Origin of the sequence: Streptomyces sp. NPDC093221 (genome assembly GCF_044753885.1) — a bacterium.
Lineage (GTDB): Bacteria > Actinomycetota > Actinomycetes > Streptomycetales > Streptomycetaceae > Actinacidiphila.
On the sequence record NZ_JBIVOA010000014.1, the window covers coordinates 35,766 to 59,450 of the forward strand.

19 protein-coding genes are annotated in these 23,685 nt (G+C 71.6%); 7 read left to right on the forward strand and 12 right to left on the reverse strand.

The annotated features are described in order from the left end of the window. Window positions 1-71: 71 nt before the first annotated feature. Window positions 72-3,062, reverse strand: coding sequence for an excinuclease ABC subunit UvrA (uvrA, locus tag ACIQCJ_RS34215; RefSeq protein ID WP_391044083.1), 2,991 nt, complete (start codon window positions 3,060-3,062; stop codon window positions 72-74). 214 nt (window positions 3,063-3,276) lie between these two features. Here uvrA and ACIQCJ_RS34220 point away from each other — a divergent pair, with 214 nt between their 5' ends. Then, complete coding sequence (locus ACIQCJ_RS34220) at window positions 3,277-4,005, forward strand: maleylpyruvate isomerase family mycothiol-dependent enzyme (protein ID WP_402713724.1); 729 nt, start codon at window positions 3,277-3,279, stop codon at window positions 4,003-4,005. 26 nt (window positions 4,006-4,031) lie between these two features. Further along, window positions 4,032-4,688, forward strand: coding sequence for an MBL fold metallo-hydrolase (locus tag ACIQCJ_RS34225; RefSeq protein ID WP_391044077.1), 657 nt, complete (start codon window positions 4,032-4,034; stop codon window positions 4,686-4,688). 111 nt (window positions 4,689-4,799) lie between these two features. Here the strand turns inward: ACIQCJ_RS34225 and ACIQCJ_RS34230 are convergent, their stop codons facing one another. The 6 genes from ACIQCJ_RS34230 to uvrB form a co-directional block, all read right to left on the reverse strand. Further along, complete coding sequence (locus ACIQCJ_RS34230) at window positions 4,800-5,486, reverse strand: DUF3761 domain-containing protein (RefSeq protein ID WP_355333922.1); 687 nt, start codon at window positions 5,484-5,486, stop codon at window positions 4,800-4,802. 101 nt (window positions 5,487-5,587) lie between these two features. Then, on the reverse strand, window positions 5,588-6,634 hold the full coding sequence (locus tag ACIQCJ_RS34235; RefSeq protein ID WP_402713727.1) for a cytochrome c oxidase assembly protein: 1,047 nt from the start codon (window positions 6,632-6,634) through the stop codon (window positions 5,588-5,590). Window positions 6,635-6,788: 154 nt separating this feature from the next. Continuing rightward, on the reverse strand, window positions 6,789-7,787 hold the full coding sequence (locus ACIQCJ_RS34240; protein WP_355333925.1) for a TerC family protein: 999 nt from the start codon (window positions 7,785-7,787) through the stop codon (window positions 6,789-6,791). 202 nt (window positions 7,788-7,989) lie between these two features. Next, on the reverse strand, window positions 7,990-9,912 hold the full coding sequence (locus ACIQCJ_RS34245) for a TerD family protein (RefSeq protein ID WP_402713729.1): 1,923 nt from the start codon (window positions 9,910-9,912) through the stop codon (window positions 7,990-7,992). A gap of 81 nt (window positions 9,913-9,993) precedes the next feature. Further along, window positions 9,994-10,572: a TerD family protein gene (locus tag ACIQCJ_RS34250; protein ID WP_355333929.1), complete on the reverse strand. Its 579-nt coding sequence runs from the start codon at window positions 10,570-10,572 to the stop codon at window positions 9,994-9,996. 121 nt (window positions 10,573-10,693) lie between these two features. Next, window positions 10,694-12,790 carry an excinuclease ABC subunit UvrB gene (gene uvrB, locus ACIQCJ_RS34255; RefSeq protein WP_401313377.1) on the reverse strand — a complete coding sequence of 699 codons (2,097 nt, stop codon included), beginning with the start codon at window positions 12,788-12,790 and terminating at the stop codon, window positions 10,694-10,696. 211 nt (window positions 12,791-13,001) lie between these two features. Between uvrB and ACIQCJ_RS34260 the strand changes: the two genes are divergently transcribed. Both ACIQCJ_RS34260 and ACIQCJ_RS34265 read left to right on the forward strand, forming a co-directional pair. Beyond that, window positions 13,002-13,505: a methylated-DNA--[protein]-cysteine S-methyltransferase gene (locus ACIQCJ_RS34260; RefSeq protein WP_355334689.1), complete on the forward strand. Its 504-nt coding sequence runs from the start codon at window positions 13,002-13,004 to the stop codon at window positions 13,503-13,505. A 97-nt stretch (window positions 13,506-13,602) separates the two neighbouring features. Further along, window positions 13,603-13,734 (forward strand): hypothetical protein, encoded by a 132-nt coding sequence (locus tag ACIQCJ_RS34265; protein ID WP_401856619.1) that lies wholly within the window; start codon window positions 13,603-13,605, stop codon window positions 13,732-13,734. Window positions 13,735-13,825: 91 nt separating this feature from the next. On the opposite strand, the gene ACIQCJ_RS34270 is transcribed toward ACIQCJ_RS34265, so the two are convergent. From ACIQCJ_RS34270 to ACIQCJ_RS34285, 4 genes are all read right to left on the reverse strand, one after another. Continuing rightward, window positions 13,826-14,785, reverse strand: a complete 960-nt coding sequence (locus tag ACIQCJ_RS34270; protein WP_401856620.1) for a slipin family protein — start codon at window positions 14,783-14,785, stop codon at window positions 13,826-13,828. Window positions 14,786-14,790: 5 nt separating this feature from the next. Beyond that, window positions 14,791-15,159, reverse strand: a complete 369-nt coding sequence (locus ACIQCJ_RS34275) for a tetratricopeptide repeat protein (protein WP_188283400.1) — start codon at window positions 15,157-15,159, stop codon at window positions 14,791-14,793. A gap of 91 nt (window positions 15,160-15,250) precedes the next feature. Continuing rightward, window positions 15,251-15,859 (reverse strand): dephospho-CoA kinase, encoded by a 609-nt coding sequence (gene coaE, locus ACIQCJ_RS34280; RefSeq protein WP_355333939.1) that lies wholly within the window; start codon window positions 15,857-15,859, stop codon window positions 15,251-15,253. Window positions 15,860-16,185: 326 nt separating this feature from the next. Beyond that, window positions 16,186-17,115 (reverse strand): PAC2 family protein, encoded by a 930-nt coding sequence (locus ACIQCJ_RS34285; RefSeq protein WP_401313385.1) that lies wholly within the window; start codon window positions 17,113-17,115, stop codon window positions 16,186-16,188. Between the two features lie 182 nt (window positions 17,116-17,297). Here ACIQCJ_RS34285 and ACIQCJ_RS34290 point away from each other — a divergent pair, with 182 nt between their 5' ends. Then, window positions 17,298-18,278 (forward strand): right-handed parallel beta-helix repeat-containing protein, encoded by a 981-nt coding sequence (locus tag ACIQCJ_RS34290; RefSeq protein ID WP_391159708.1) that lies wholly within the window; start codon window positions 17,298-17,300, stop codon window positions 18,276-18,278. A 108-nt stretch (window positions 18,279-18,386) separates the two neighbouring features. Here ACIQCJ_RS34290 and rpsA read toward each other — a convergent pair whose 3' ends face one another. Beyond that, a complete protein-coding gene (rpsA, locus tag ACIQCJ_RS34295) occupies window positions 18,387-19,892 on the reverse strand; it encodes a 30S ribosomal protein S1 (protein WP_188283396.1) in 1,506 nt (501 codons plus the stop codon). 283 nt (window positions 19,893-20,175) lie between these two features. Between rpsA and ACIQCJ_RS34300 the strand changes: the two genes are divergently transcribed. Together ACIQCJ_RS34300 and hrpB are read left to right on the forward strand one after the other, a co-directional pair. Then, window positions 20,176-21,048 carry a class I SAM-dependent methyltransferase gene (locus ACIQCJ_RS34300; protein ID WP_355333945.1) on the forward strand — a complete coding sequence of 291 codons (873 nt, stop codon included), beginning with the start codon at window positions 20,176-20,178 and terminating at the stop codon, window positions 21,046-21,048. A 53-nt stretch (window positions 21,049-21,101) separates the two neighbouring features. Continuing rightward, window positions 21,102-23,678, forward strand: coding sequence for an ATP-dependent helicase HrpB (gene hrpB / locus ACIQCJ_RS34305; protein ID WP_402713780.1), 2,577 nt, complete (start codon window positions 21,102-21,104; stop codon window positions 23,676-23,678). The last annotated feature ends 7 nt before the right edge of the window (window positions 23,679-23,685 follow it).

Consider the following 23,685-nt stretch of genomic DNA (forward strand, 5'->3'; position numbering starts at 1 on the left):
CGCGCCTGACGACCGCGCCTCGACGGCGTGCCGCCGCGCCCGCGCCGACCCGTCCTTGACCTTCCTCGGTGCTACGCCTTGCCCGCCGTCCGCTTGCGCGGCGCCGGGGTCTTCTTCGCGGCGGCCGTCGTGCCCTTCTTGGCCGCGGCGGCCGTCCCCGTGGCCTTCTTGGGGGCGGGCACCCGCTTCTTGGGCGCGGGCACCGACGCGTCGCTGATCCGCTCCGCGCCCAGGACGTCCCGCAGGAACTTGCCGGTGTGGCTGGCCGGGACGGCCGCGATCTGCTCGGGGGTGCCCTCGGCGACGACCAGTCCGCCGCCGTTGCCGCCCTCGGGGCCCATGTCGACCACCCAGTCGGCGGTCTTGATGACATCGAGATTGTGCTCGATGACGATCACGGTGTTGCCCTTGTCGACCAGGCCCTGGAGCACCTTGATCAGCTTGCTGATGTCCTCGAAGTGCAGACCGGTGGTCGGCTCGTCCAGGACGTAGACCGTACGGCCGGTGGAGCGCTTCTGGAGCTCGGAGGCGAGCTTCACGCGCTGCGCCTCGCCGCCGGACAGCGTCGGCGCGGACTGCCCCAGGCGTACGTATCCCAGGCCGACCTCGTAGAGCGTGCGCAGGTGCCGGGCGATGGCGGGCACCGCCTCGAAGAAGTCCAGCGCCTCCTCGATCGGCATCTCCAGCACCTCGGCGATGGACTTGCCCTTGTAGTGCACTTCCAGCGTCTCGCGGTTGTAGCGGGCGCCGTGGCAGACCTCGCACGGGACGTAGACGTCCGGCAGGAAGTTCATCTCGATCTTGATCGTGCCGTCGCCCGAGCAGTTCTCGCAGCGACCGCCCTTGACGTTGAAGGAGAAGCGGCCGGGCAGATAGCCGCGGACCTTGGCCTCCATCGTCTCCGCGAAGAGCCGCCGCACATGGTCGAAGACACCGGTGTACGTGGCCGGGTTGGAGCGCGGGGTGCGGCCGATCGGCGACTGGTCGACGTGCACGACCTTGTCCACCAGGTCGTCGCCGTCCACCCGGGTGTGCCGGCCGGGGACGCTGCGCGCCCCGTTCAGCTCGCGGGCCAGGTGGGTGTAGAGGATGTCGTTGACCAGCGTCGACTTGCCGGAGCCGGAGACGCCGGTGACGGCGGTGAGCACTCCGAGCGGGAAGGACACGTCGATGTCCTGGAGATTGTGCTCGCGGGCGCCGTGCACGGTCAGCCGCCGCTTGCGGTCGATCGGGCGGCGTACGTCGGGGGTGACGATGACGCGCTTGCCCGAGAGATACTGCCCGGTCAGCGACTCCTCGTTGACCAGCAGCTCCTTCAGCGAGCCGGAGTGCACCACCTTGCCGCCGTGCTCACCGGCGCCGGGGCCGATGTCGACCACCCAGTCGGCGGTCTTGATGGTGTCCTCGTCGTGCTCGACGACGATCAGCGTGTTGCCCAGGTCGCGCAGCCGCACCAGGGTCTCGATCAGCCGGTGGTTGTCGCGCTGGTGCAGGCCGATCGACGGCTCGTCCAGCACGTACAGCACGCCGACCAGGCCCGAGCCGATCTGGGTGGCGAGCCGGATGCGCTGGGCCTCGCCGCCGGACAGGGTGCCCGCGGCGCGGTTGAGCGAGAGGTAGTCCAGGCCGACGTCGACCAGGAACTTCAGCCGTTCGTTGACCTCCTTGAGCACCCGCTCGGCGATCTTCTTGTCGCGGGCGTCCAGCTTCATCCCGCCGAGGAACTCGGCGCAGTCGCTGATCGACATGGCGGAGACGTCCGCGATGGAGCGGTCCTGGACGGTGACGGCCAGCACGATCGGCTTGAGCCTGCTGCCGTGGCAGGTGGGGCAGGGCACCTCGCGCATGTACCCCTCGAAGCGCTCCCGGCTGGAGTCGCTCTCGGAGTCCTGGTGCCGCCGCTTCACGAACGGGATGGCGCCCTCGAAATGCGCGTTGTACGCGCGCTCGCGGCCGTACCTGTTCTTGTACGCGACCCTGACCTCGGCCTTGTGGCCGTAGAGCAGCGCCTTCTTCGCGCGGGCGGGCAGCCCGGCCCAGGGGATGTCGGTCCTGAAGCCCAGCTCCCCCGCGAGACCTTCGACCAGCCGCTCGAAGTAGCCCTTGGACATGCCGCCGGTCCAGGGCGCGATGGCGCCCTCGGCCAGGGACTTCTCCTCGTCGGGGACGATCAGCTCCGGGTCGACCTCCATGCGGGAGCCGATGCCGGTGCAGTCGGGACAGGCGCCGAAGGGCGAGTTGAAGGAGAAGGAGCGCGGCTCCAGCTCCTCGAAGGACAGGTCGTCGTACGGGCAGTACAGGTGCTCGGAGAACATCCGCTCGCGCTGCGGGTCGTCCTCGGGCAGGTCGACGAAGTCCAGGATGACCATGCCGCCGGACAGGCCGAGCGCGGTCTCGACGGAGTCCGTGAGGCGGCGCTTGGCGCTGTCCTTCACCGTGAGGCGGTCGATGACCACCTCGATGGTGTGCTTCTCCTGCTTCTTCAGCTTGGGCGGGTCGGTGAGCTGGATCGTGGCCCCGTCGACCCGGGCACGGCTGTAGCCCTTGGTCTGGAGGTCGCCGAAGAGGTCGACGAATTCGCCCTTGCGCTCACGGACCAGCGGGGAGAGCACCTGGAAACGGCTGCCCTCCTCCAGCTCCAGCACCCGGTCGACGATGGCCTGCGGCGACTGCCGGGAGATCGGGCGGCCGCACTCGGGGCAGTGCGGCTTGCCGATCCTGGCGAAGAGCAGCCGGAGGTAGTCGTAGACCTCGGTGATGGTGCCCACCGTCGAGCGCGGGTTGCGCGAGGTGGACTTCTGGTCGATGGAGACCGCCGGGGACAGGCCCTCGATGAAGTCCACATCGGGCTTGTCCATCTGGCCGAGGAACTGGCGGGCGTAGGAGGAGAGCGACTCGACGTACCGGCGCTGCCCCTCGGCGAAGATCGTGTCGAAGGCGAGGGAGGACTTGCCCGATCCGGACAGCCCTGTGAACACGATGAGGGAGTCCCGCGGCAGGTCGAGCGACACGTTCTTCAGATTGTGCTCGCGAGCGCCACGGACGGTGAGTCGATCGGCCACGCCAGTGCGCACCTTTCATAGAGACGGGGGGAGAGTCGGCACCCCCAGTCAGCCTAAACGGGGTGCGCTCGGGTTTTCTTCCGGTTCGCCGCGTTCTCAGAAGTTGCGACACACCGACCATATAGCACGTGCATTCGATTTACGGGCGCGCTCTGACCACTTCACCCGATCGTGTGTCCTGCGCGAGCGCGGGGTGACGCGCTAGCGTCGGTACGTGACCGTCCAACGACCGGATCCCGTACTCGATGCGGTTGCCGTCCGGGAAGCCACCGACCGATTCGTCGCCGCGGTGTCCGCGCTCCCCGCCGACGGCGTCGCCGAACCCTCGCTGCTGCCCGGCTGGACCCGCGGGCATCTGCTGACCCATGTCGCCCGCAATGCCGACGCCCTGGCCAATCTGCTGATCTGGGCGGGGACCGGCGTGGAGACCCCGATGTACGCGGACGCGACGTCCCGCGACCGGGCCATCGAGGAGGGCGCGGGCCGTCCCCTCGACGACCACCTCGCCGATCTGCGGGCCTCGGCGGAGCGGTTCGAGCGGGCCGCCGCGCAGGTGCCGCCGTCGGGCTGGGCGACGCAGGTCACGCTGCGCTCCGGCCGGGTGATCGCCGCCGCCGAGGTCCCCTGGCGGCGGCTGGGCGAGGTGTGGCTGCACCTGGTCGACCTCGGCATCGGCCCCACCACCGCCGACCTGCCCGCCGACTTCGCCGCCCGTGAGCTGGCCTCCCTCGCCGACGGCCTCACCGGGCACGAGGGCATCGCCGCGGTCCGCCTGGAGGACGCCGAGTCCGGCGCGTCCTGGACGATCGGCGCCGCCGCGGAACCCGACCTCACCGTCAGCGCCGCCACCCGCCCCCTGCTGGCCTGGGTCTCCGGCCGCGGCCCGTACGAGGGCCTGACCGTGATCCCCGACGGCCCGCTGCCCGTACTGCCTCCGCTCTAGGCACCCCGAGCCTCTAGGCTGGCGGCATGGCGTACAGCGGAGAAGTGACGGTGGGCGGGACCCCCGACGTGCATGAACTGGAAGACCTGATCATCACCAAGGTCGCGGTCGGGCCGATGAACAACAACGCGTACGTGTTGCGCTGCCGGGCCACCGACGAGCAGCTTCTGATCGACGCGGCCAACGACGCGCAGACGCTGCTGGAGGTCGTCGGCGACGCCGGGCTCGGCGCCGTCGCGACCACCCACCAGCACGGCGACCACTGGCAGGCGCTGCGCGCGGTGATCGACGCGACCGGCGCGCGTACCTACGCGGGCCGCGAGGACACGGTGGGCATCCCGGTCCCCACCGATGTGGCGCTGGACGACGGCGACACCGTGACCTTCGGCCGCGTCAGCCTCACCGCGCGGCACCTGGTCGGCCACACCCCGGGCAGCATCGCCTTCGTCTACGACGACCCGCACGGCGCCCCGCACGTCTTCACCGGCGACTGCCTCTTCCCGGGCGGCGTCGGCAACACGCACGACGACCCGGCCGCCTTCACCTCGCTCCTCGACGACGTCACGGCCAAGCTCTTCGACGTGCTCCCGGACGAGACCTGGGTCTACCCCGGCCACGGCAACGACACGACCCTCGGGGCCGAGCGCCCCCACCTCAAGGAATGGCGCGAGCGCGGCTGGTAGCGGTCGGCGCGCACACCCCGGCCCGGGGGGGGCGAGCAGCGGATTGCCGCCGGCTCGCCCCCGCCCCGCGCTCCCCCGGAGGTCCGTACGGTCGCCGTACGGCCGGGCGGGCTACTTGTACCAGACGGCCACGCCGTGGTGGTGCGAGCACGTGCCCCGGTGGTGCTGCGAGTAGGACAGCGTGCCGTCGTTGCAGAGGGCGGTGGCGCCGTCGTGGTCGTTGACCGGGGGCTCGGTGTACCCGACGGTCGGCTTCGGCTTCGGCTTGGGTTTCGGCTTGGGCTTCGGGGTCGGCTTGTGGGTGACGGTGGTGGGGCGGGGCTTGGGCGTCGCCTTGTGCGTGGCGGTCGGCGACGGCGCCGTGGTGCGGGTGACCGTGGGTGTGGGTGACGGCGCCGGGGTGCCGTCCGCGGGCGGGCAGATCTCGGCGATCTTGACGACGGCGAGGTCGACCGGGTCGGACAGAGCCGCGGGCCCCTGGCCGGGCTGCTGGAAGCACACCTTCCAGTCGCCGTCGGAGACCTGGGTGCGCTCGGCCCCCGTCGCGTCGTGCGCGGCGATCCGGGTGAACCCGGCGTCGTCGGCCATGGTGCGCGCGGCGAGCAGCGGCATCCCGGTCAGGTTGGGCAGTTGGCCGGTGAGCGCGGCCTGCGTGGTGGTGGGCGCGGCCGTGGGTGTGGCCGAGACCGAGGCGGCGGCGCCCGATATGTCGTCGGTCCCCCCGTCGCCGTCGCATCCCGCGAGCGCGAGCCCCGCGACGGCCAGTAAACAGGCAGCGGTGATGGCACGTTGACGCAATTTGTCCCCCCAGGACAGGTATGAGGGGGAGAGCGTGACACGCGCCGACTCGTGACGTGGTGCCCGTAACGCAGTTGTGACCCCGAGCCGCCGCGGACCGCTCAGCGACCGCGCCGCATGCGCTCGCCGACCTCGCCCTGATCGGTCTCCCACCAGGGGCGGGTCATCTCCGGAACGGGAGCGGCGGCGGGAGCGGCGGCGGACGCGGGGGCCTTTGTGGAGGCGGGCGCGGCAGAGGCACCGGCGGCGGCACCAGCACCAGCACCGGCACCAGCACCAGCACCGGCACCGGACATCGCGACGACGGCCTCGCGGTCCAGCCGCGCGTCGAGTTCCGCCGTCTTCTCCCGCTCGGCCCGCCACCACTCGAAGAAGACCAGGATCAGGAAGGGCAGCGCGACGAGTTCGGCGAGGGTGAGCATCAGGCCGCCGCCGAGCATCTGGTCGTGCTGGACGCTCGGCCCCCAGGAGCGCGGGTGCGCGGTGTACCAGTGCCCGGCCACCAGCGTGCCGCTGGTCATGACGACGATGCCGGGCACCGAGTCGAAGAGCCCGTCGAAGAAGACCAGCGCGGCCCTGACCGGATGACCGCACCAGGACGGCAGCAGGTCCTGACGGCTGAGCATCGGCAGCACGAACAGGCAGCCGGTGAGCAGCAGTTGCAGGTGCATGAGCTGGAGCACGAGCCCGTTGCCGAGGGCGGTGGAGAAGTACGGCGTGAAGTAGATCGTCAGCTCGGAGGCGAGCACCAGCACCGAGCTGACCAGCGGATACATCAGCAGTCGTACCGTACGGCCGGTGAAGGCGCGGCGCAGTCGGCTGTCGGGTGCGGCGAGCGCGAGCGGGTCGCCGAGCGCCAGGCCGAGCGGGGCGAAGAGGTCGAGCAGGATGTTCTGCACGGCGGCGGGCCAGAACAGCACCCGGTCGTAGACGGCGAGCGAGGACATCGTCGCGACGACGAGGGTGCCGAGGCCGAGGACGTAGAACGCGGCGGTGCGCCACAGCGGCCACCGCTCCCCCGCGCGCCGCTTGCGCCGTACGCCCAGCGCGTACGCGACGCCGAGCAGGACGACGGCGGTCAGCGCGACCGCGTCGAGCCGCCAGGCGTCGAAGAACCGCGCGCCGGTCAGTTCGGGAAGGACCACCATGCCGCTCGCCACCATCCGCGCCTTCCCACACGCCACGCACAACCGCTCCGTTACGAGGGCCACGGTAGCCCTCGTGACGGAGCGGTCTGCGCGAAGGGGTCGGTACGGAGGGGTCGGTATGGAGGGGGTTACGGAGGGAGTGCGGAGGGACCGGTCAGCGGACCGGCGTCGCGGGGCGCTCCTCGTCCTCGGAGGCGGCGGCCTCGGCCTCCGCCTGCCGCTTGGAGGCGACCAGGCTGGTGGCGGTGGTGACCGCGAGGACGAGGACGATGACGCCGAGCGAGACGGGGATGGAGATCTCCGGCACGTGCACACCGGACTCGTGCAACGCGTGCAGCACCAGCTTGACGCCGATGAAGCCGAGGATCACCGACAGCCCGTACGACAGGTGGACCAGCTTCTTGAGCAGGCCGCCGATCAGGAAATAGAGCTGGCGCAGGCCCATCAGGGCGAACGCGTTGGCGGTGAAGACGATGTACGGGTCCTGGGTGAGGCCGAAGATCGCGGGGATCGAGTCGAGCGCGAAGAGCACGTCGGTGGTGCCGATGGCGAGCATCACGACGAGCATCGGCGTCATCAGCCGCTTGCCGTTCTCCGTGATGAACAGCCGGGTGCCGTGGTACTTGTCGGTGGACGGCACGCGCTTCTCGACCGCCTTGAGCAGCCGGTTCTCCTCGAATTCCTCGTCCTCGTCGTCCGAACGGGCGTCCTGGATGAGCTTCCAGGCGGTCCAGATGAGGAAGGCGCCGAAGATGTAGAAGACCCACGAGAAGCTGGCGATGATCGCCGCGCCGCCCGCGATGAACACCGCGCGGAGCACCAGCGCTATCAGCACGCCCACCAGCAGTACGCGCTGCTGGTACTGGGACGGCACCGCGAATTTGGACATGATCAGGACGAAGACGAAGAGGTTGTCGACGCTCAGCGACTTCTCGGTGATGTAACCGGCGAAGAACTCGCCCGCCGGCTGGCCGCCGGAGAAGACGAGCAGGCCGAGCCCGAAGAGCCCGGCGAGTACGACCCAGACGATCGTCCAGGCCCCTGCCTCCTTGACGGAGACGTCGTGCGGGGTGCGGCCGATGACGAAGTCAACGGCGATCAGGGCGATCAGTCCGGCGATGGTGAGCGCCCAGAGGGCGAGGGAGACATCCACAGGTCCTCCGGCAATTCGATACGGCAACTGTCAGCGTCGTCGCTGCGGGAGGTCCCCACCACTTGAATCCGTTCAGGGGGAGGTTTCACTCCGCACCAAGAACAGTACACGAATTGCCCAAGAGTTAGTAAAGAATCGCACAAGCGTGCAGGTCAGAGCCGTAAAGCCGGTAAAGCACCGGCGCAGGACCCGGCACGACCGGTCAGGGGCCGTAGGCCGGGCGGGCCGCCGCGATCTCCCTGAGCACCTGTGCGAGCACCTGGCTGCCCGGCGGCACCAGCGACGGCTCGAACGTCCAGGCGTGCCCCACCCACGGGTCGGCCAGGTGGTCGCTGGGCAGCGGGGTGAGCCGCAGCAGCGAGCGCCACAGCGGATCGAGCACCGGCCCGTACGCGGACGCGTCCTCGCGGTCGGCGACCAGCAGCAGGTGCACCCCGGCGCGCGGTCCCTCGTCGGCGAGATAGCGCAGTTGGGTGACCGCCCGGTCGTCGAAGCCGTACGGGAACTCGTTGACGATCAGAAGCTGCTCGGCGGTGTCGAAGCCGGGCGGCAGCGAGTCGGCGGCGCCGCCGCGCAGCGCCATCTGGAGCAGATCGACGCGTTCGGTCAGCCGGTTCAGCACCTCGCCGACCCCGGCCGCGCCCCCGGCCGACGGCATCAGCACGGCACCGCTGCCGGTGAGCGGGGCGAGCGCGGCGGAGCCGGAGCCCGCGGGGTCGAGGGCGTGCACCGCGAAACCGCCCACCGGGTACGAGGCGAGCAGCCGGGCGGCGATCGCCACGGCGGTGTCCATGGCGACCCTGCGGTCCTCCTCGCTGTCGATCCACAGACCGCGGTCCAGCGGCAGCCGGGCCAGCAGCGGGATGCGCAGTTCGGGCGCCTCGGGCAGGTAGAGGCCGCCGAGCCGTACGGCGAGCGGCGGCTGGTCGGGCACCCGGTAGGCGTGCCACACCGGATTCTCCCAGCCCGCGAAGGCGGCGGGCAGCGCGGGCTCGACGACCTCGGCCTCGGCGACGAGCTGCGCGATGTCCCGGTCGAGCACGGCGCGGGCCTGGTCGACCAGCGCGAACTGCCGGGCCTGCGCCTGGTCGCGGGCGGCGTCCGCGGCCTGTCCGCCGCGGGTCGCGGGGTCGGCGAGCAGCCGGTCGAGCTCCTGCTCGAAGCGGGACTCGGCGAAGTCCACCGCGCTGCGGTAGGCGGCGATGGTGCGGGCCAGGTCCTCGAACATGCCCCACACCTGATTGTGCAGCCGCTCCTCCATCGTCCAGCCGGAGGCGTCGCCCGCGACGGGGACGGGCGGGGTGCCGGGCTGTCCGCCGGAGGACGGCCGCGGCGCGGCGGGCGGGGCGTCGTACGGCGAGCCCGGCCGGCCCTGGGCCGGTCCCTGAGCGGGCGGGGGCGGCGCGGTGGCGGCGGCCTTGCGCCGCGGGTGCCGGTAGTCGACCGGTCCTGAGGACGCGGTGGTCCGGCCGTCGCCCGGAGCGGCGGCCGGGGCCGCGGTTTCCGGCTGCGGCGGCGGGACCGTACGCGGCGCGGCGGGCAGGTCGACCGAGCGGGACAGCTCGCGCCCCACCGCCTCGTCAATGCCCGCGGCCACCCCGGCGGGCTCCGGGACACCCTGGTCGAGCAGCAGCGCGGGCAGACCGCCCTCGTACCCCTGGCCGACGGCGCGCACCTTCCAGGCGCCCTGCCGCCGGTACAGCTCGATGGCCAGCAGGGCCGTCTCGGGGCCGAGGCCGGTCATGGTGAATCCGGCGACGGCCTCGCCCTCGGTGGTGGTGACGGCGAGATGCGGGGCGGGGGCGGCGCCGAAGGCGGCGGGCGCGCCGGGGCGGCCCGCGGCGCCCGGGAGAGCCAGCAGTACGTGCACCCGGTGCACCTGCGGCGGCATCGCGCCGAGGTCCACCGCGAGCCGGTGCTCGGCGGCGGCCTGCCGGGGCACCTCGACGCCGGGGAGCTGCGGCGCGCCGGGGTGCGCCAGCCACTGCGAGGAGTCGCCGACGACCCGCCCCCGCTCGTCCCCGAGGGTGACCGCGGCCACCACCGGGGTGCCCGCCGACACCCGGATCTCCATCCGGGTGCCCGGCAGCGGATGGTTCTGTCCCCGGACCAGTTCGGCCGTCATGTCCGCCGCCCCCCGTTCCCGTTATGCGTGTGTACGTGTTCCGGCCCGCGGGCCGGGGGCCGCGTCAGCGGCCGTGCGGCCTCAGAGCGCGGGCAGAATGGCCGGGATGAGGTCCTGGAACGTCCGGCCGTTGGCCGCCGTGCCGATGGCCGTCATCGACCAGCCGGTCGCGCCGCGCTGCACCTTGGCCATGATCTGCGCCGTGTACTGGCCGCCGCCGGTCAGCGTGTAGCGGGCCAGCTCCTGCCCGTTGGTCTCGTCGACCAGGCGGCAGAACGCGTTCTGCACCTCGGCGAAGGTCTGGCCGGTGAAGGAGTTCACCGTGAAGACGATCTGGTCGACGTGGACCGGTACGCGCTGGAGGTCGACGATGATCGACTCGTCGTCGCCGCCCTGGCCCGCGCCGCCGACCAGATTGTCACCGGTGTGCCGGACCGAGCCGTCGTCGCTGGTCAGGTGCTGGAAGAACACCACGTCGACCGGCTGCTTGTCCGCGAAGAGCACGGCCGAGGCGTCCAGGTCGATCTCCCGGGTGCGGGACCCGAACAGTCCGCGGCGCGGCGCGGCCTGCCAGCCCAGCCCCATCCGGATCGCCGTCAGCGTCCCTCCGTCGGACTTGCTCAGGCTGATCTTCTGGCCCTTGGTCATGTTGACCGTCACGCGCTGTCCCCTCTCACCCGTGTGTGCGGTTGTCCCGCACCCTAACAAGACGCCGTGCAACGGTATCCCGGTTCGCCGCGTGGCGATTCCTGGCGAACACCGGCCGGTCGCCGGTCCCGCGTCACGCCATTCCCGCTTCTCTCATCTGGCGCAACTCCTTCTTCAGCTCGCCCAGTTCGTCCCTGAGCCGGGCGGCCACCTCGAATTGCAGCTCGCCGGCCGCCGCGTGCATCTGGTCGGTGAGCTGAGCGATCAGGTCGGCCAGCTCCTCGGCGGGCAGCGTCTTCGCCCCGCGCTTCTCGCCCGCGCGGGCGGACAGTCCTGGCACCGGCGCCTTGCCCCGCGAGCGCTGCCGCCCGGAGCCCAGCAGCTCCTCGGTGTCGGCGTCCTCGCGGGCGAAGGAGTCCAGGATTCCGGCGATCTTCTTCCGCAGCGGCTGCGGGTCGACGCCGCGTTCCTTGTTGTACGCGATCTGCTTCTCGCGGCGGCGGTTGGTCTCCTCGATGGCCTTCTCCATCGCCGGGGTGATCCGGTCCGCGTACATGTGGACCTGGCCCGACACGTTACGGGCGGCGCGGCCGATGGTCTGGATCAGCGAGGTGCCCGAGCGCAGGAAGCCCTCCTTGTCGGCGTCGAGGATCGCCACCAGCGACACCTCGGGCAGGTCGAGGCCCTCACGCAGCAGGTTGATGCCGACCAGGACGTCGTACTCACCGGCCCGCAGTTCGCGCAGCAGCTCGACGCGGCGCAGGGTGTCGATGTCGCTGTGCAGATACCGCACCTGGATGCCCAGTTCGAGCAGGTAGTCGGTGAGGTCCTCGGACATCTTCTTGGTGAGGGTGGTGACCAGGACGCGCTCGTCCTTCTCCGTGCGCAGCCGGATCTCGTGCACCAGGTCGTCGATCTGGCCCTCGGTGGGCTTGACGATGACCTCGGGGTCGACCAGGCCGGTCGGGCGGATGATCTGCTCGACCACGCCGTCGCCGCGGGACAGCTCGTACTTTCCGGGTGTCGCGGACAGGTAGACGGTCTGGCCGACGCGGGTCAGGAACTCCTCCCACTTCAGCGGCCGGTTGTCGAGCGCGGACGGCAGCCGGAAGCCGTGGTCGACCAGGGTGCGCTTGCGGGACGCGTCGCCCTCGTACATCGCGCCGATCTGCGGCACGGTGACATGCGACTCGTCGATGACCAGCAGGAAGTCCTCGGGGAAGTAGTCGATGAGGGTGTCGGGCGCGGAGCCCTGCTCGCGGCCGTCGATGTGCCGCGAGTAGTTCTCGATGCCGGAGCAGGTGCCGATCTGCCGCATCATCTCGATGTCGTACGTGGTGCGCATCCGCAGCCGCTGGGCCTCCAGCAGCTTGCCCTGCTTCTCCATCAGGGCGAGCTGGCCCTCCAGCTCCTTCTCGATGCCCGCGATGGCGCGTTCCATCCGCTCGGGGCCCGCGACGTAGTGGGTGGCGGGGAAGACGTAGATCTGCCGGTCCTCGGTGATCACCTCGCCGGTGAGCGGGTGCAGTGTGTAGAGCGCCTCGATCTCGTCGCCGAACATCTCGATGCGGACGGCCAGTTCCTCGTAGACCGGGAAGATCTCGATGGTGTCGCCGCGTACCCGGAAGGTGCCGCGGGCGAAGGCCACGTCGTTGCGCGCGTACTGGATGTCGACGAATTTCCGCAGGAGCTGGTCGCGGTCGATGACGTCGCCGACATTGAGCCGCACCATGCGGTCGATGTACTCCTGCGGGGTGCCGAGGCCGTAGATGCAGGACACGGAGGCGACCACGACGACATCGCGCCGGGTCAGCAGCGAATTGGTGGTGGAGTGCCGCAGCCGCTCCACCTCCTCGTTGATCGAGGAGTCCTTCTCGATGTACGTGTCCGTCTGCGGGACGTACGCCTCGGGCTGGTAGTAGTCGTAGTACGAGACGAAGTACTCGACCGCGTTGTTCGGCAGCAGCTCGCGGAATTCGTTGGCGAGCTGGGCGGCGAGCGTCTTGTTCGGCGCCATGACCAGGGTGGGGCGCTGGAGCCGCTCGATCATCCACGCGGTGGTCGCGGACTTGCCCGTACCGGTCGCGCCGAGCAGCACGACGTCCTGCTCGTCACCGCGGATCCGCTTCTCGAGGTCGTCGATGGCGGTGGGCTGGTCGCCGCTGGGCTGGTAGGGGCTGACGACCTTGAAGGGCGCCACACTGCGTTCGATGTCTGATACGGGCCGCATGTCACCACCGTACGACCCACCACCGACAATCGTCCGGGCCCGGACGGGCGGGCCGCCGCCGGGGCGGCCACTTCCCCTCGTGTGACCACCCGGTCACTTCCGGTGACGGGCCTTGCGGCGGCCGTGTTTGCCGGGCGGATCGCGGCGGCGGGGCGTTGTCGGACCCCCGATCTAGGCTGGCAGCGTGACGAACGACACCGCCTGGACGGTCATGGAGACCCCGATCGGGCCGCTGCTGCTGGCGGCGACCGACGAGGGGCTGGTCAATGTCGGATTCCGGGCGGACGAGGCGGCGGTACGGCGCGCGGTGGCGTCGATGGGGCGGCGGCTGGGCGGCGAGCCGGTCGAGGACGCGGCCCGGCTGGCGCCGGTCACCGAGCAGATGGAGGCGTACTTCGCGGGTGCGCTGAAGGAGTTCTCGCTCGCTCTGGACTGGTCGCTGATCACCGGCTTCAACCGTCGGGTGCTGCGCGAGCTGGCGGCCGGGGTGCCGTACGGCACGGTCGTCGGGTACCAGGACCTGGCCGACCGGGTGGGCGAGCGCGGGGCGGCCCGCGCGGTCGGGACGGCGATGGGCGCGAATCCGATACCGCTGGTGGTGCCGTGCCACCGGGTGGTGGAGAGCGACGGCGGCATAGGCGGTTTCGGCGGCGGCCTGGAGATCAAGCGCACGCTGCTGGCGCTGGAGGGCGTGCTGCCCGCACCGCTGTTCTGATGACCTGAGCAGGCTCCGCACGTCCGACCCCGCGCCGCGCGGCGGGAGGACGTCACGGTCAACGACCGCTCCGCTGCCGGTCCGCAAGGGCGACCGGGTGACGATGCTCGGCCACGACCGGCCGCTGGACTGGGAGTTCGACGGCGGCACGCTGACCGTACGGGTGCCCGCGGCGGCGCGGGCGAAGGGGCGGTACGCGTGGGTGTTCAAGATCGACTGGACGCGCTGACGCGGGGCTGACGCGCGGGAGCGGGCGGAGTGACCCGCCCGCTCCCGTCCCGTTCCTGCCCTGGCCTTCCCTGCCGTTACGGCTTCGTCGCTCACTCCTCGGACGTGCGCGGGTCCGGGATCTGGATCGGGCCCGGCGGCTTCCGGTCGATCGCGGGCGGCTCCTCGGCCGCGGCCTCGACGGCGGACCGCGGTTCCGCGTCCGTCAGTTCGTCCGTCGCCGCAGGCGCCGCCGTCTTCTCGACCGGCTTCGTGTCCTGGCTGCCGCCGGTGTTCGCACCGGAATTCGCGCCGGAGTTCGCGGCCCGGTCGAAGAAGCGCAGCATCTCGACGGGGAAGGGCATCACCAGGGTCGAGTTCTTCTCCGCCGCGACCTCCACCACCGTCTGGAGGAGGCGCAGTTGGAGGGCGGACGGGTTCGCGTCCATGGTCCTGGCCGCCTCGGAGAGCTTCTGGGACGCCTGCAACTCACCGTCGGCGGTGATGATCCGGGCCCGCCGCTCCCGGTCCGCCTCCGCCTGCCGGGCCATCGACCGCTTCATGGACTCCGGCAGCGCCACGTCCTTGATCTCGACGCGGTCGATGTGGACGCCCCAGCCGGTGGCGGGCGTGGACAGCATCAACTCCAGCCCCTCGTGCAGGCGTTCGCGGCCGGACAGCAGATCGTCGAGTTCGCTCTTGCCGATGATGGAGCGCAGCGAGGTCTGTGCCACCTGCAACATCGCGAACTGGTAGTTCTGCACGTCCACGGTGGCCCGGATCGGGTCGATGACCCGGAAGTAGAGCACCGCGTCGACCCGTACCGACACGTTGTCGCGGGTGATGCCGTCCTGGGACGGCACCGGCATGGTGACGACCTGCATGTTGACCTTGGTCATCTTGTCCACGAACGGCACCAGCATGCGCGGGCCCGGCTCCTTGGGGAGCCGGTTGACCCGGCCGAAGCGGTAGATCACCCCGCGCTCGTACTGCTTGACCACCCTCAGACTGCTGGACACGCCGATCAGGGCGACCACCGCGATGATGATCAGCAGCACCACGACGACTTCCACGGCCGTCAGCCGGCGTCGTCGAAACGGGCTGCGGCCAGATAGTCCGGCCGGGGGTCGAGTGCGGCGGCGAGCCGGAAGTGGCGCTGGGCCTCGTCGGCGCGGTTCGCGCGTTGCAGCGTACGGGCTAGCGCGAAGTGGGCGAAGGCGTTGTCCGGCTCGCGCTCCAGCACTATCTGGAACTCCAGCTCCGCCGGACGCAGTTGGGCCGCGGCGAAGAACGCGCGGGCGCGCAGCAGGCGGGCCGCGGTGTTCTCCGGATGGGCCGAGATCACCGGGTCGAGGAGTTGTACGGCGCCGCGCGGGTCACGCGCCTCCAGCAGTTGCTCCGCGGCGCGGAAGTCGATGACGTGCGTCTCTGGGGTCCGCTCGTGCAAGGCCGCCTCCCTGAATTCGGGCACGGGTGACGACTGATCGTCTGGTCTGACATACCCAACGTCGTCGTCGGCAACCGCATTCCCCGGGCGACTACGCCGTCCCGGCCGCCGCCAGCTCCCGCAGCCGCTGCCACGCCGCGCGGACCTGGGGCTCCAGCTCCTCCAGCGGGCCGTCGTTATCGATCACCAGATCCGCGACGGCGATGCGCTCCTCGCGGCCGGCCTGCGCCGCCATCCGCGCCCGCGCCTCGTCCTCGGTCATCCCGCGTGTCCGCACCAGGCGCTCGATCTGCGTGGCCGGGGCCGCGTCCACGACGATCACGAAGTCGTAGAACGGGGCCAGGTCGTTCTCCGCCAGCAGCGGTACGTCGTTGACGACGATGTCGTCCGGGGCCGCCGCCGCCCGCAGCTCCTGCGACCTGCGGCCGACCAGCGGGTGCACGATCGCGTTCAGCGCCTGGCGCCGGGCCTCGTCCGCGAAGACGATCGCGCCGAGTTTCGGGCGGTCCAGTGTCCCGTCCGCCGCCAGCACGTCCGGGCCGAACTCGGCCGTCACCGCCGCCAGGCCCTCCGTGCCGGGTTCCACCACTTCGCGGGCGATGCGGTCCGCGTCCACCAGGATCGCGCCGTGTGCCACCAGCAGTTTCGCCACGGAGCTTTTTCCTGACCCGATTCCACCGGTCAGCCCGACGTTCAGCATGCCGCCAGCTTACGGGCCCTCCGGGCCTCCGCGGGTGCCTCCCAGGGGCGCGGGGTACTGCGCGCTCAGCCACCAACGGTGGCGCGGCCGTCGAAAACCGGCCCCAGCGGGGCAGATGCTGTGAGTTTTCGGGCTGGCAGCCCGGTGGGGGCGGGCCGCGCAGTTCCCCGCGCCCCTGAAAACCAGGCCCTTCGCAAGGAACCGTCCAGGGGCCGCGCCCGTAAAAACCAGGCCCTGCGCGAGCGCGGCGCACCTTGCGGAGGGGAAGCGGAAGAGGGCCCGCGCCCTGGGGACGCGAACCCTCTTTCGTGAGCGCGCCGCAGGCGCTAGTCGTCCTCGCGGTCGGCGAGGAAGCGTTCGAACTCGGCGGCGAGATCCTCGGCGGAAGGAAGCTCGACGGCCTCGGCGATGAGACTCTCGCGGGACTGGGACCCGGCGACGGCGTCGTACTGGGACTCGAGGCCGCGGACGACGGAGACGAGTTCGCCGTCGCCTTCGGCGACCTGGCGGTCGATCTCGACGCGGACGGTGTGCGCCTCATTGCGCAAGGCGTGGGCGATCTCGGGGAGGACGAGGCCGGTGGCGGCGGTGATCGTCTCCAGGACGGCGAGGGCGGCGTCCGGGTAGGGCGAACGCGCCAGGTAGTGCGGGACGTGGGCGGCGACGCCGAGCACGTCACGGCCGGCCTCGGCGAGCCGCAGCTCGATGAGGGAGGCGGCGCTGCCGGGGACCTGGGCCTCCTCGAACCAGGCGCGGTGGCCGGGCATGAGGTCGACCCGGTTGCCGTGCGGGGTGAGGCCGACGGGCCGGGTGTGCGGCACGCCCATCGGGATGCCGTGGAAGTTGATGGCGAGGCGTACGCCCAGGCGTTCGATGACCTGGAGCACGGCGGTCGCGAACCGTTCCCACTCCACGTCCGGCTCGGAGCCGGTGAGCAGCAGGAAGGGGGTGCCGGTGGTGTCCCGCACCAGATAGAGGTCGATCTCCGGTGCCTCGTAGGAGGTCCAGTGGTCGCGCTCGAAGGTCATCAGCGGGCGGCGGGCGCGGTAGTCGACCAGCCGGTCGGCGTCGAAGCGCGCGACGAGCTGGTTGTCCAGGCGGTCCAGCAACTGCTCGCTGATCTGCTCGCCGGTGTCCCCGGCGTCCATGTACCCCTCGAAGTGGTACAGCAGTACGGGACCTGCGTCTCCGACCGCTGCGTCGACGGCCTCGGCCCCGCCCGGCACGTATTCGTACAGCCCTTGCGGATCCAGCACGATGATCGTCCTCCTCGCTCTCTCCCCCCTTAACGAACGTACCCGCCCGGCCATTCCCACGCGTCCCCCCGGAACCCGGACGTCTTGACGGTCCGTCGGGTGGGCCCTACCTTCTCTCGTTACGTCCATGTGTTCACATGGACGACCAAGATTCACATACTTGGAACGATGGAAGGACGCGGATGCGACCCCACACGCTTCTGACCCTGCCGGTGGCCCTGCCCGTCGCGGCACTGCTCGCCGGGCTGCTCTCGTACGCGACGCCGGCCGGTGCGGCGACGGCCGCCGCGGCGAGCACCGTCGAGGTGACCACGGCCAAGGAGCTGAAGGCGGCGCTGACCGCCGCCGCCCCCGGCCAGACGATCCATCTCGCCGACGGCACGTACACCGGCAACTTCAAGGTCACCGTGTCCGGCACGGCCGCCGACCGGATCACGCTCACCGGCTCCTCGAACGCCGTGCTCACCTCCTCCGGCGGCTACGGCCTCTATCTGAACGGCGCGAGCTACTGGACCGTCAAGGGGGTCAGCGTCACCGGCGGCCAGAAGGGCATCGTCACCGACGCCGCCGCGCATGTCGTCATCGACTCGGTGACCGTGCACGGACTCCAGATGGAGGGCGTGCACTTCCGCACCTCCAGCACGGACGGCGTGATCAAGAACTCGCGGATCTACGACACCGGGCTCCAGCGGCCGGGATACGGCGAGGGCGTCTACGTCGGCACCGCCAACACCCTGACCGACAAGAGCGACCGGGTGCAGATCCTCAACAACGTCATCGGCCCCAACATCGGCGCCGAGAACATCGACCTCAAGGAAGGCACCACCGGCGGCCTGGTCTCCGGCAACACCTTCGACGGCAGCGGCCTCAGCATGACCAACTACGACGACTCCTGGGTCGACGTCAAAGGCAACGGCTACACCATCACCGGCAACACCGGCACCCGCACCCTCAACGACGGCTACCAGACCCACACCCAGCAGCCCGGCTGGGGCTGCGGCACCGTCTTCCGCGACAACACCTCCGACCTCACCGGCGCCACGGGCGCCACGCAGACGGCGATCTACGTCACCAACTACTCCGCCGACTGCCCCACCACCGTCTACGCCTCCAACAAGCGCACCGGCGGCAAGGCCCTGACCAACATCCCCGTGACCCCGTAGCCCCCCCGGGCCGCCCAGGGCCCCACGGTCACCGGGAAAGCACCGCGGTCCCGCACCCCCTGAGGGGTGCGGGACCGCGGTGTTGTGACTGGGCCTAGCGGAGAGCCGTCAGCTCTGGCCGCCCGCGAGCTTCTCGCGGAGGGCGGCGAGGGCCTCGTCGGAGGCGAGGGCACCGGAGGTGTCGTCGGACTCCGAGGAGTACGAGCCACCGGAGACGCCCGGGCCACCGGTCGCGGCGGGGGCGGCGGAACCGGCCTCGGCCGCGGCCTGCTCGTCGGCCTCGCGGGACTTGATGACCTGCGCCTGGTGCTGCTCGAAGCGGGTCTGGGCCGTGGCGTACTGGCCCTCCCACTCCTCGCGCTGCTTGTCGTACCCCTCGAGCCAGTCGTTGGTCTCGGGGTCGAAGCCCTCGGGGTAGATGTAGTTGCCCTGGTCGTCGTACGACGCGGCCATGCCGTAGAGCGTCGGGTCGAACTCGACCGAGGCCGGGTCGGCGCCGAAGGACTCGTTGGCCTGCTTGAGCGACAGCGAGATGCGGCGACGCTCGAGGTCGATGTCGATGACCTTGACGAAGATCTCGTCGTTGACCTGGACGACCTGCTCCGGGATCTCCACGTGGCGCTCGGCCAACTCGGAGATGTGCACCAGGCCCTCGATGCCCTCGTCGACGCGGACGAACGCGCCGAACGGGACGAGCTTGGTGACCTTGCCGGGGACGACCTGCCCGATCTGGTGGGTCCGGGCGAACTGCTGCCACGGGTCTTCCTGCGTCGCCTTCAGCGACAGGGAGACACGCTCGCGGTCCATGTCCACGTCGAGAACCTCGACGGTGACTTCCTGACCGACCTCGACGACCTCGGACGGGTGGTCGATGTGCTTCCAGGACAACTCGGAGACGTGCACGAGACCGTCGACGCCGCCGAGGTCCACGAACGCACCGAAGTTGACGATCGAGGAAACGACGCCGGACCGCACCTGACCCTTCTGGAGGGTGGTGAGGAAGGTCTGGCGGACCTCGCTCTGCGTCTGCTCAAGCCAGGCACGGCGGGACAGGACCACGTTGTTGCGGTTCTTGTCCAGCTCGATGATCTTGGCCTCGAGCTCCTTGCCCACGTAGGGCTGGAGGTCGCGCACGCGGCGCATCTCGACGAGCGACGCCGGCAGGAAGCCACGGAGGCCGATGTCGAGGATGAGACCACCCTTGACGACCTCGATGACGGTGCCGGTGACGATGCCGTCCTCTTCCTTGATCTTCTCGATGGTGCCCCAGGCACGCTCGTACTGAGCGCGCTTCTTCGAGAGGATCAGGCGGCCTTCCTTGTCCTCCTTCTGGAGAACAAGGGCCTCGATCTCATCGCCCACGGCGACGACCTCGTTGGGGTCGACGTCGTGCTTGATGGAGAGTTCGCGGGAGGGGATGACACCTTCGGTCTTGTAACCGATGTCGAGCAGGACCTCGTCCCGGTCGACCTTCACGATGACGCCGTCGACGATGTCGCCGTCGTTGAAGTACTTGATCGTCTCGTCGATCGCGGCGAGGAAGGCTTCCTCGTTGCCGATGTCGTTGACCGCCACCTGCGGGGTGGTGCGAGGGGCCTCGGTGCTGCTCGTCATTAGGGAAAGGACTCCGGTACGGACAGTAAGTCGTAGGTACTGCTACGCCGTAAGCCCTTTTCGCTCCTGCCGAATTCCGGACAGCCGTGGGGCCGAGGGGTATGCAACAGATTCCGAGCGCAGCCTGCTCTGTCTGAGGCGCGCAGGCTCGCAGCGCAACTTGTAGCATACGGGGGCAGCCGGGCACGGTCAACGCACGAAGAGCCCACCGGGCGCGTAACGGACCGAACCGGCACAAGTCACCCAGTGCCAGGTCTTCTCAGAGAGTACGACGACTGCCGCGATGATCCAAGGACCCGATCCCCGGGACGTACGCCGGGAAGCGCCCCGAGAGGCACACGAGGAACCGGAGGCCACCCGCCGCAGCGCGGGGGTCACGGAGAGCAGCCGGGCCAACCGCCGGTGGTGGGACCGCAACGCGGACGACTACCAGGTGGAGCACGGCGACTTCCTGGGCGACGCCCGCTTCGTCTGGGGCCCTGAGGGTCTGGACGAGGCGGACGCGGGGCTGCTCGGCCCGACGGCGGCCCTGAAGGACAAGGACGTGCTGGAGATCGGCGCGGGCGCCGCCCAGTGCTCGCGCTGGCTGGCCGCCCAGGGCGCCCGGCCGGTCGCCCTCGACCTCTCCTTCCGGCAGCTCCAGCACGCGCGGCGGATCGACGACGAGTCCTCGGCCGACGGCGCGCCGCTGGTGCCCCTGGTCCAGGCCGACGCGGGCGCCCTGCCCTTCGCCGACGGCTCGTTCGACCTGGCGGTCTCCGCGTACGGCGCGCTCCCCTTCATCGCCGACACCGCGCGCGTCCAGCGGGAGGTGCGGCGGGTGCTGCGGCCCGGCGGGCGCTGGGTCTTCTCGGTCACCCACCCGGTGCGCTGGGCCTTCCCCGACGAGCCGGGGCCCGAGGGCCTGACGGCCGTCGCCTCCTACTTCGACCGCACGCCGTACGTGGAGGAGGACGACCGGGGCATCGCCGTGTACGTCGAGCACCACCGCACCCTGGGCGACCGCGTCCGCGAGATCGCGGCGGCGGGCCTGCGGCTGGTCGACCTCGTCGAGCCCGAGTGGCCGGAGTGGAACGACCAGGAGTGGGGCGGCTGGTCCCCGCTGCGCGGGCGGCTGTTGCCGGGCACGGCGATCTTCGTGTGCGCGGCGGAGTGAAGGCCGGCGGACAGGACGGTCGGGCGGCCGGCGGGAGCGCCGGTACGTACGCGATCCGGGCCGAGGGGCGCGCGCTGCCGGTGGCCTCCGTCGTACCGGAGCTGCTGGCCGCGCTGCGGTCGCCGGGCTGCGCCGTCCTGGCCGCGCCGCCCGGCACCGGCAAGACCACGCTGGTCCCGCTGCTGATCGCCGACGCGTTCGGCGGGCGGGTGCTGGTCGCGGAGCCGCGGCGGATGGCGGCGCGGGCGGCGGCCCGGCGGATGGCCTGGCTGCTCGGGGAGCGGGTCGGCGAGACCGTCGGTTTCACGGTCCGCGGCGAGCGGCGGGTCTCGGCCCGCACCGCGGTCGAGGTGGTCACCACCGGTGTGCTGCTGCAACGGCTCCAGCGCGACCAGGAACTGCCGGGCGTGAGCACGGTGATGCTCGACGAGTGCCACGAGCGGCATCTGGACGCCGACACGTCCATGGCGTTCCTGCTGGACGTACGGGCCCTGCTGCGTCCGGAGTTGCGGCTGGTCGCGGCGTCCGCGACGACGGACACGGCCGCGTGGGCGGCGCTGCTGGGCGGGGCCGACGGGCCGCCCGCGCCCGTGGTCGAGGCGGACGGGGTGCTGCACCCGGTGGCTGTGGAGTGGGCGCCGCCGCCCGGTCCCGTACGGGCGACGCACGCCGGGGGCCGGGTGGACCGGGCGCTGCTCGACCATGTGGCGACGGTGGTGCGGCGGGCGCTGCGGGAGCGCGACGGGGACGTGCTGTGCTTCCTGCCGGGCGTCGGGGAGATCGCGCGGGTCGCGGGTCTGCTCAGGGACCTCGCGGATTCCGGCGGCGCGGGCGGCGGCATCGAGGTGCTCCAGGTGCACGGCCGCGCCCCGGCCGCCGTCCAGGACGCGGCGTTGGCGCCCGGTGAGCGGCGGCGCGTGCTGCTCGCGACGTCCGTGGCCGAGTCCAGTCTGACCGTGCCGGGCGTGCGGGTCGTGGTGGACAGCGGGCTGGCCCGCGAGCCGCGCATGGACCACGCGCGGGGCCTCGGCGCGCTGGTCACCGTACGGGTGTCGCGGGCCGCCTCCGACCAGCGCGCCGGGCGCGCCGGGCGTGAGGGTCCCGGCACCGTCTACCGCTGCTGGCCGACGGCCGAGGACGCCCGCAGACCCCGGCACCCCTCCCCCGAGATCGCGCTCGCCGACCTCACGGCCTTCGCGCTCCAGGCCGCCTGCTGGGGCGATCCGGACGCCTCCGGGCTCGCTCTGCTGGACGCCCCGCCGCAGGGCGCGATGGCCGCGGCCCGCGACACGCTGCGCGGCCTCGGCGCCGTCGACGCCTCGGGCCGCGCCCTGGACCGGGGCCGCCGGCTGGCCCGGCTCGGGCTGCACCCCCGGCTCGCCCGCGCCCTCCTCGACTCCGCGCCCGTGCTCGGCGCCCGCCGCGCCGCCGAGGTCACCGCGCTCCTCAGCGAAGAACTCCCCCACTCCTACGGCTCCGACCTCACCGCCGCCTGGCACACCGCCCGCCGCGGCGGCGACCCGTACGCGGCGCGCTGGCGCGCGGAGGCCGACCGGCTGCGCGGCACGGTGACGGAAGGGAGCCCGCCCGCGACGGACGCCGCCGTCCCGCGCTCCGCGGCGCACCCGTCCCCCGCGAGCCGCGCCGCGGGCGGGGGCCTGTCGGACGACGCGGCGGCCGGGCTCGTCGTCGCCCTGGCGTTTCCCGAGCGGGTCGCGCGGCGGCGGAGCGGGGACGGATACGTGATGGCGTCCGGGACCGGCGCGGAGGTCGGCGGGGGCGTGGGCGGGGCGGAGTGGGTGGCGGTGGCCGTGGCGGACCGGGGCGTCGGGCGGACGGACGCGCGGGTGCGGGTGGCCGCGGTGATCGACGAGGGCACCGCGCGGGCGGCGGCGGCCGGGCTGCTGGAGTCGTACGAGGAGGTGGCCTGGCGCGGCGGGGACGTGGTGGCGCGCCGGGTGGAGCGGCTGGGCGCACTGGAGCTGTCGGCGGCGCCGCTGCGCCGGCCGGACCGGGACGCGGTGCGGGCCGCGCTGCTCGACGGGCTGCGGCGCGAGGGCACCGGTTTGCTGCACTGGTCGCGGGAGGCCCGTGAGGTACGGCAGCGGCTGGCTTTCCTGCACCGGGAGTTGGGCGGGAACTGGCCGGACGTCTCGGAGCGGGCGCTGGTGGAGCGGGCCGAGGAGTGGCTGGGGCCCGAGCTTGCGCGGGCCGGGCGGCGGGCGGATCTGGAGCGGATCTCGGCGGGCGGCGCGCTGCCCCGGCTGCTGCCGTGGGCCACGGGCGAGGCCGCCCGGTTCGGTGAGCTGGCCCCGGAGCGGTTCGAGGTGCCGAGCGGTTCGCGGATCCGGATCGACTACGGCGGCGACCAGCCCGTACTGGCCGTGAAGCTCCAGGAGTTGTTCGGGCTGCGGGCGACGCCCGAGATCGCCGGGGTGCCGCTGCTGGTGCATCTGCTGTCGCCCGCGGGGCGGCCCGCGGCGGTGACCGCGGACCTCGCCTCGTTCTGGCGTGACGGCTACCGCGCGGTGCGCGCCGAGCTGCGGGGCCGCTACCCGCGCCACCCGTGGCCCGAGGACCCGGCGACGGCCGAGCCGACCAAGCGGACGAACAACAGCCGCCGCGCGTAGGCCGACC

Coding starts and splice junctions, on each gene's coding strand:
- ACIQCJ_RS34225 (WP_391044077.1), top strand. CDS start 4,032: ATGGCGTACAGCGGAGAAGTGACGGTGGGCGGGACCCCCGACGTGCAT.
- ACIQCJ_RS34235 (WP_402713727.1), bottom strand. CDS start 6,634: ATGGTGGTCCTTCCCGAACTGACCGGCGCGCGGTTCTTCGACGCCTGG.
- ACIQCJ_RS34245 (WP_402713729.1), bottom strand. CDS start 9,912: ATGACGGCCGAACTGGTCCGGGGACAGAACCATCCGCTGCCGGGCACC.
- uvrB (WP_401313377.1), bottom strand. CDS start 12,790: ATGCGGCCCGTATCAGACATCGAACGCAGTGTGGCGCCCTTCAAGGTC.
- ACIQCJ_RS34260 (WP_355334689.1), top strand. CDS start 13,002: ATGGAGACCCCGATCGGGCCGCTGCTGCTGGCGGCGACCGACGAGGGG.
- coaE (WP_355333939.1), bottom strand. CDS start 15,859: ATGCTGAACGTCGGGCTGACCGGTGGAATCGGGTCAGGAAAAAGCTCC.
- ACIQCJ_RS34290 (WP_391159708.1), top strand. CDS start 17,298: ATGCGACCCCACACGCTTCTGACCCTGCCGGTGGCCCTGCCCGTCGCG.
- rpsA (WP_188283396.1), bottom strand. CDS start 19,892: ATGACGAGCAGCACCGAGGCCCCTCGCACCACCCCGCAGGTGGCGGTC.
- ACIQCJ_RS34300 (WP_355333945.1), top strand. CDS start 20,176: ATGATCCAAGGACCCGATCCCCGGGACGTACGCCGGGAAGCGCCCCGA.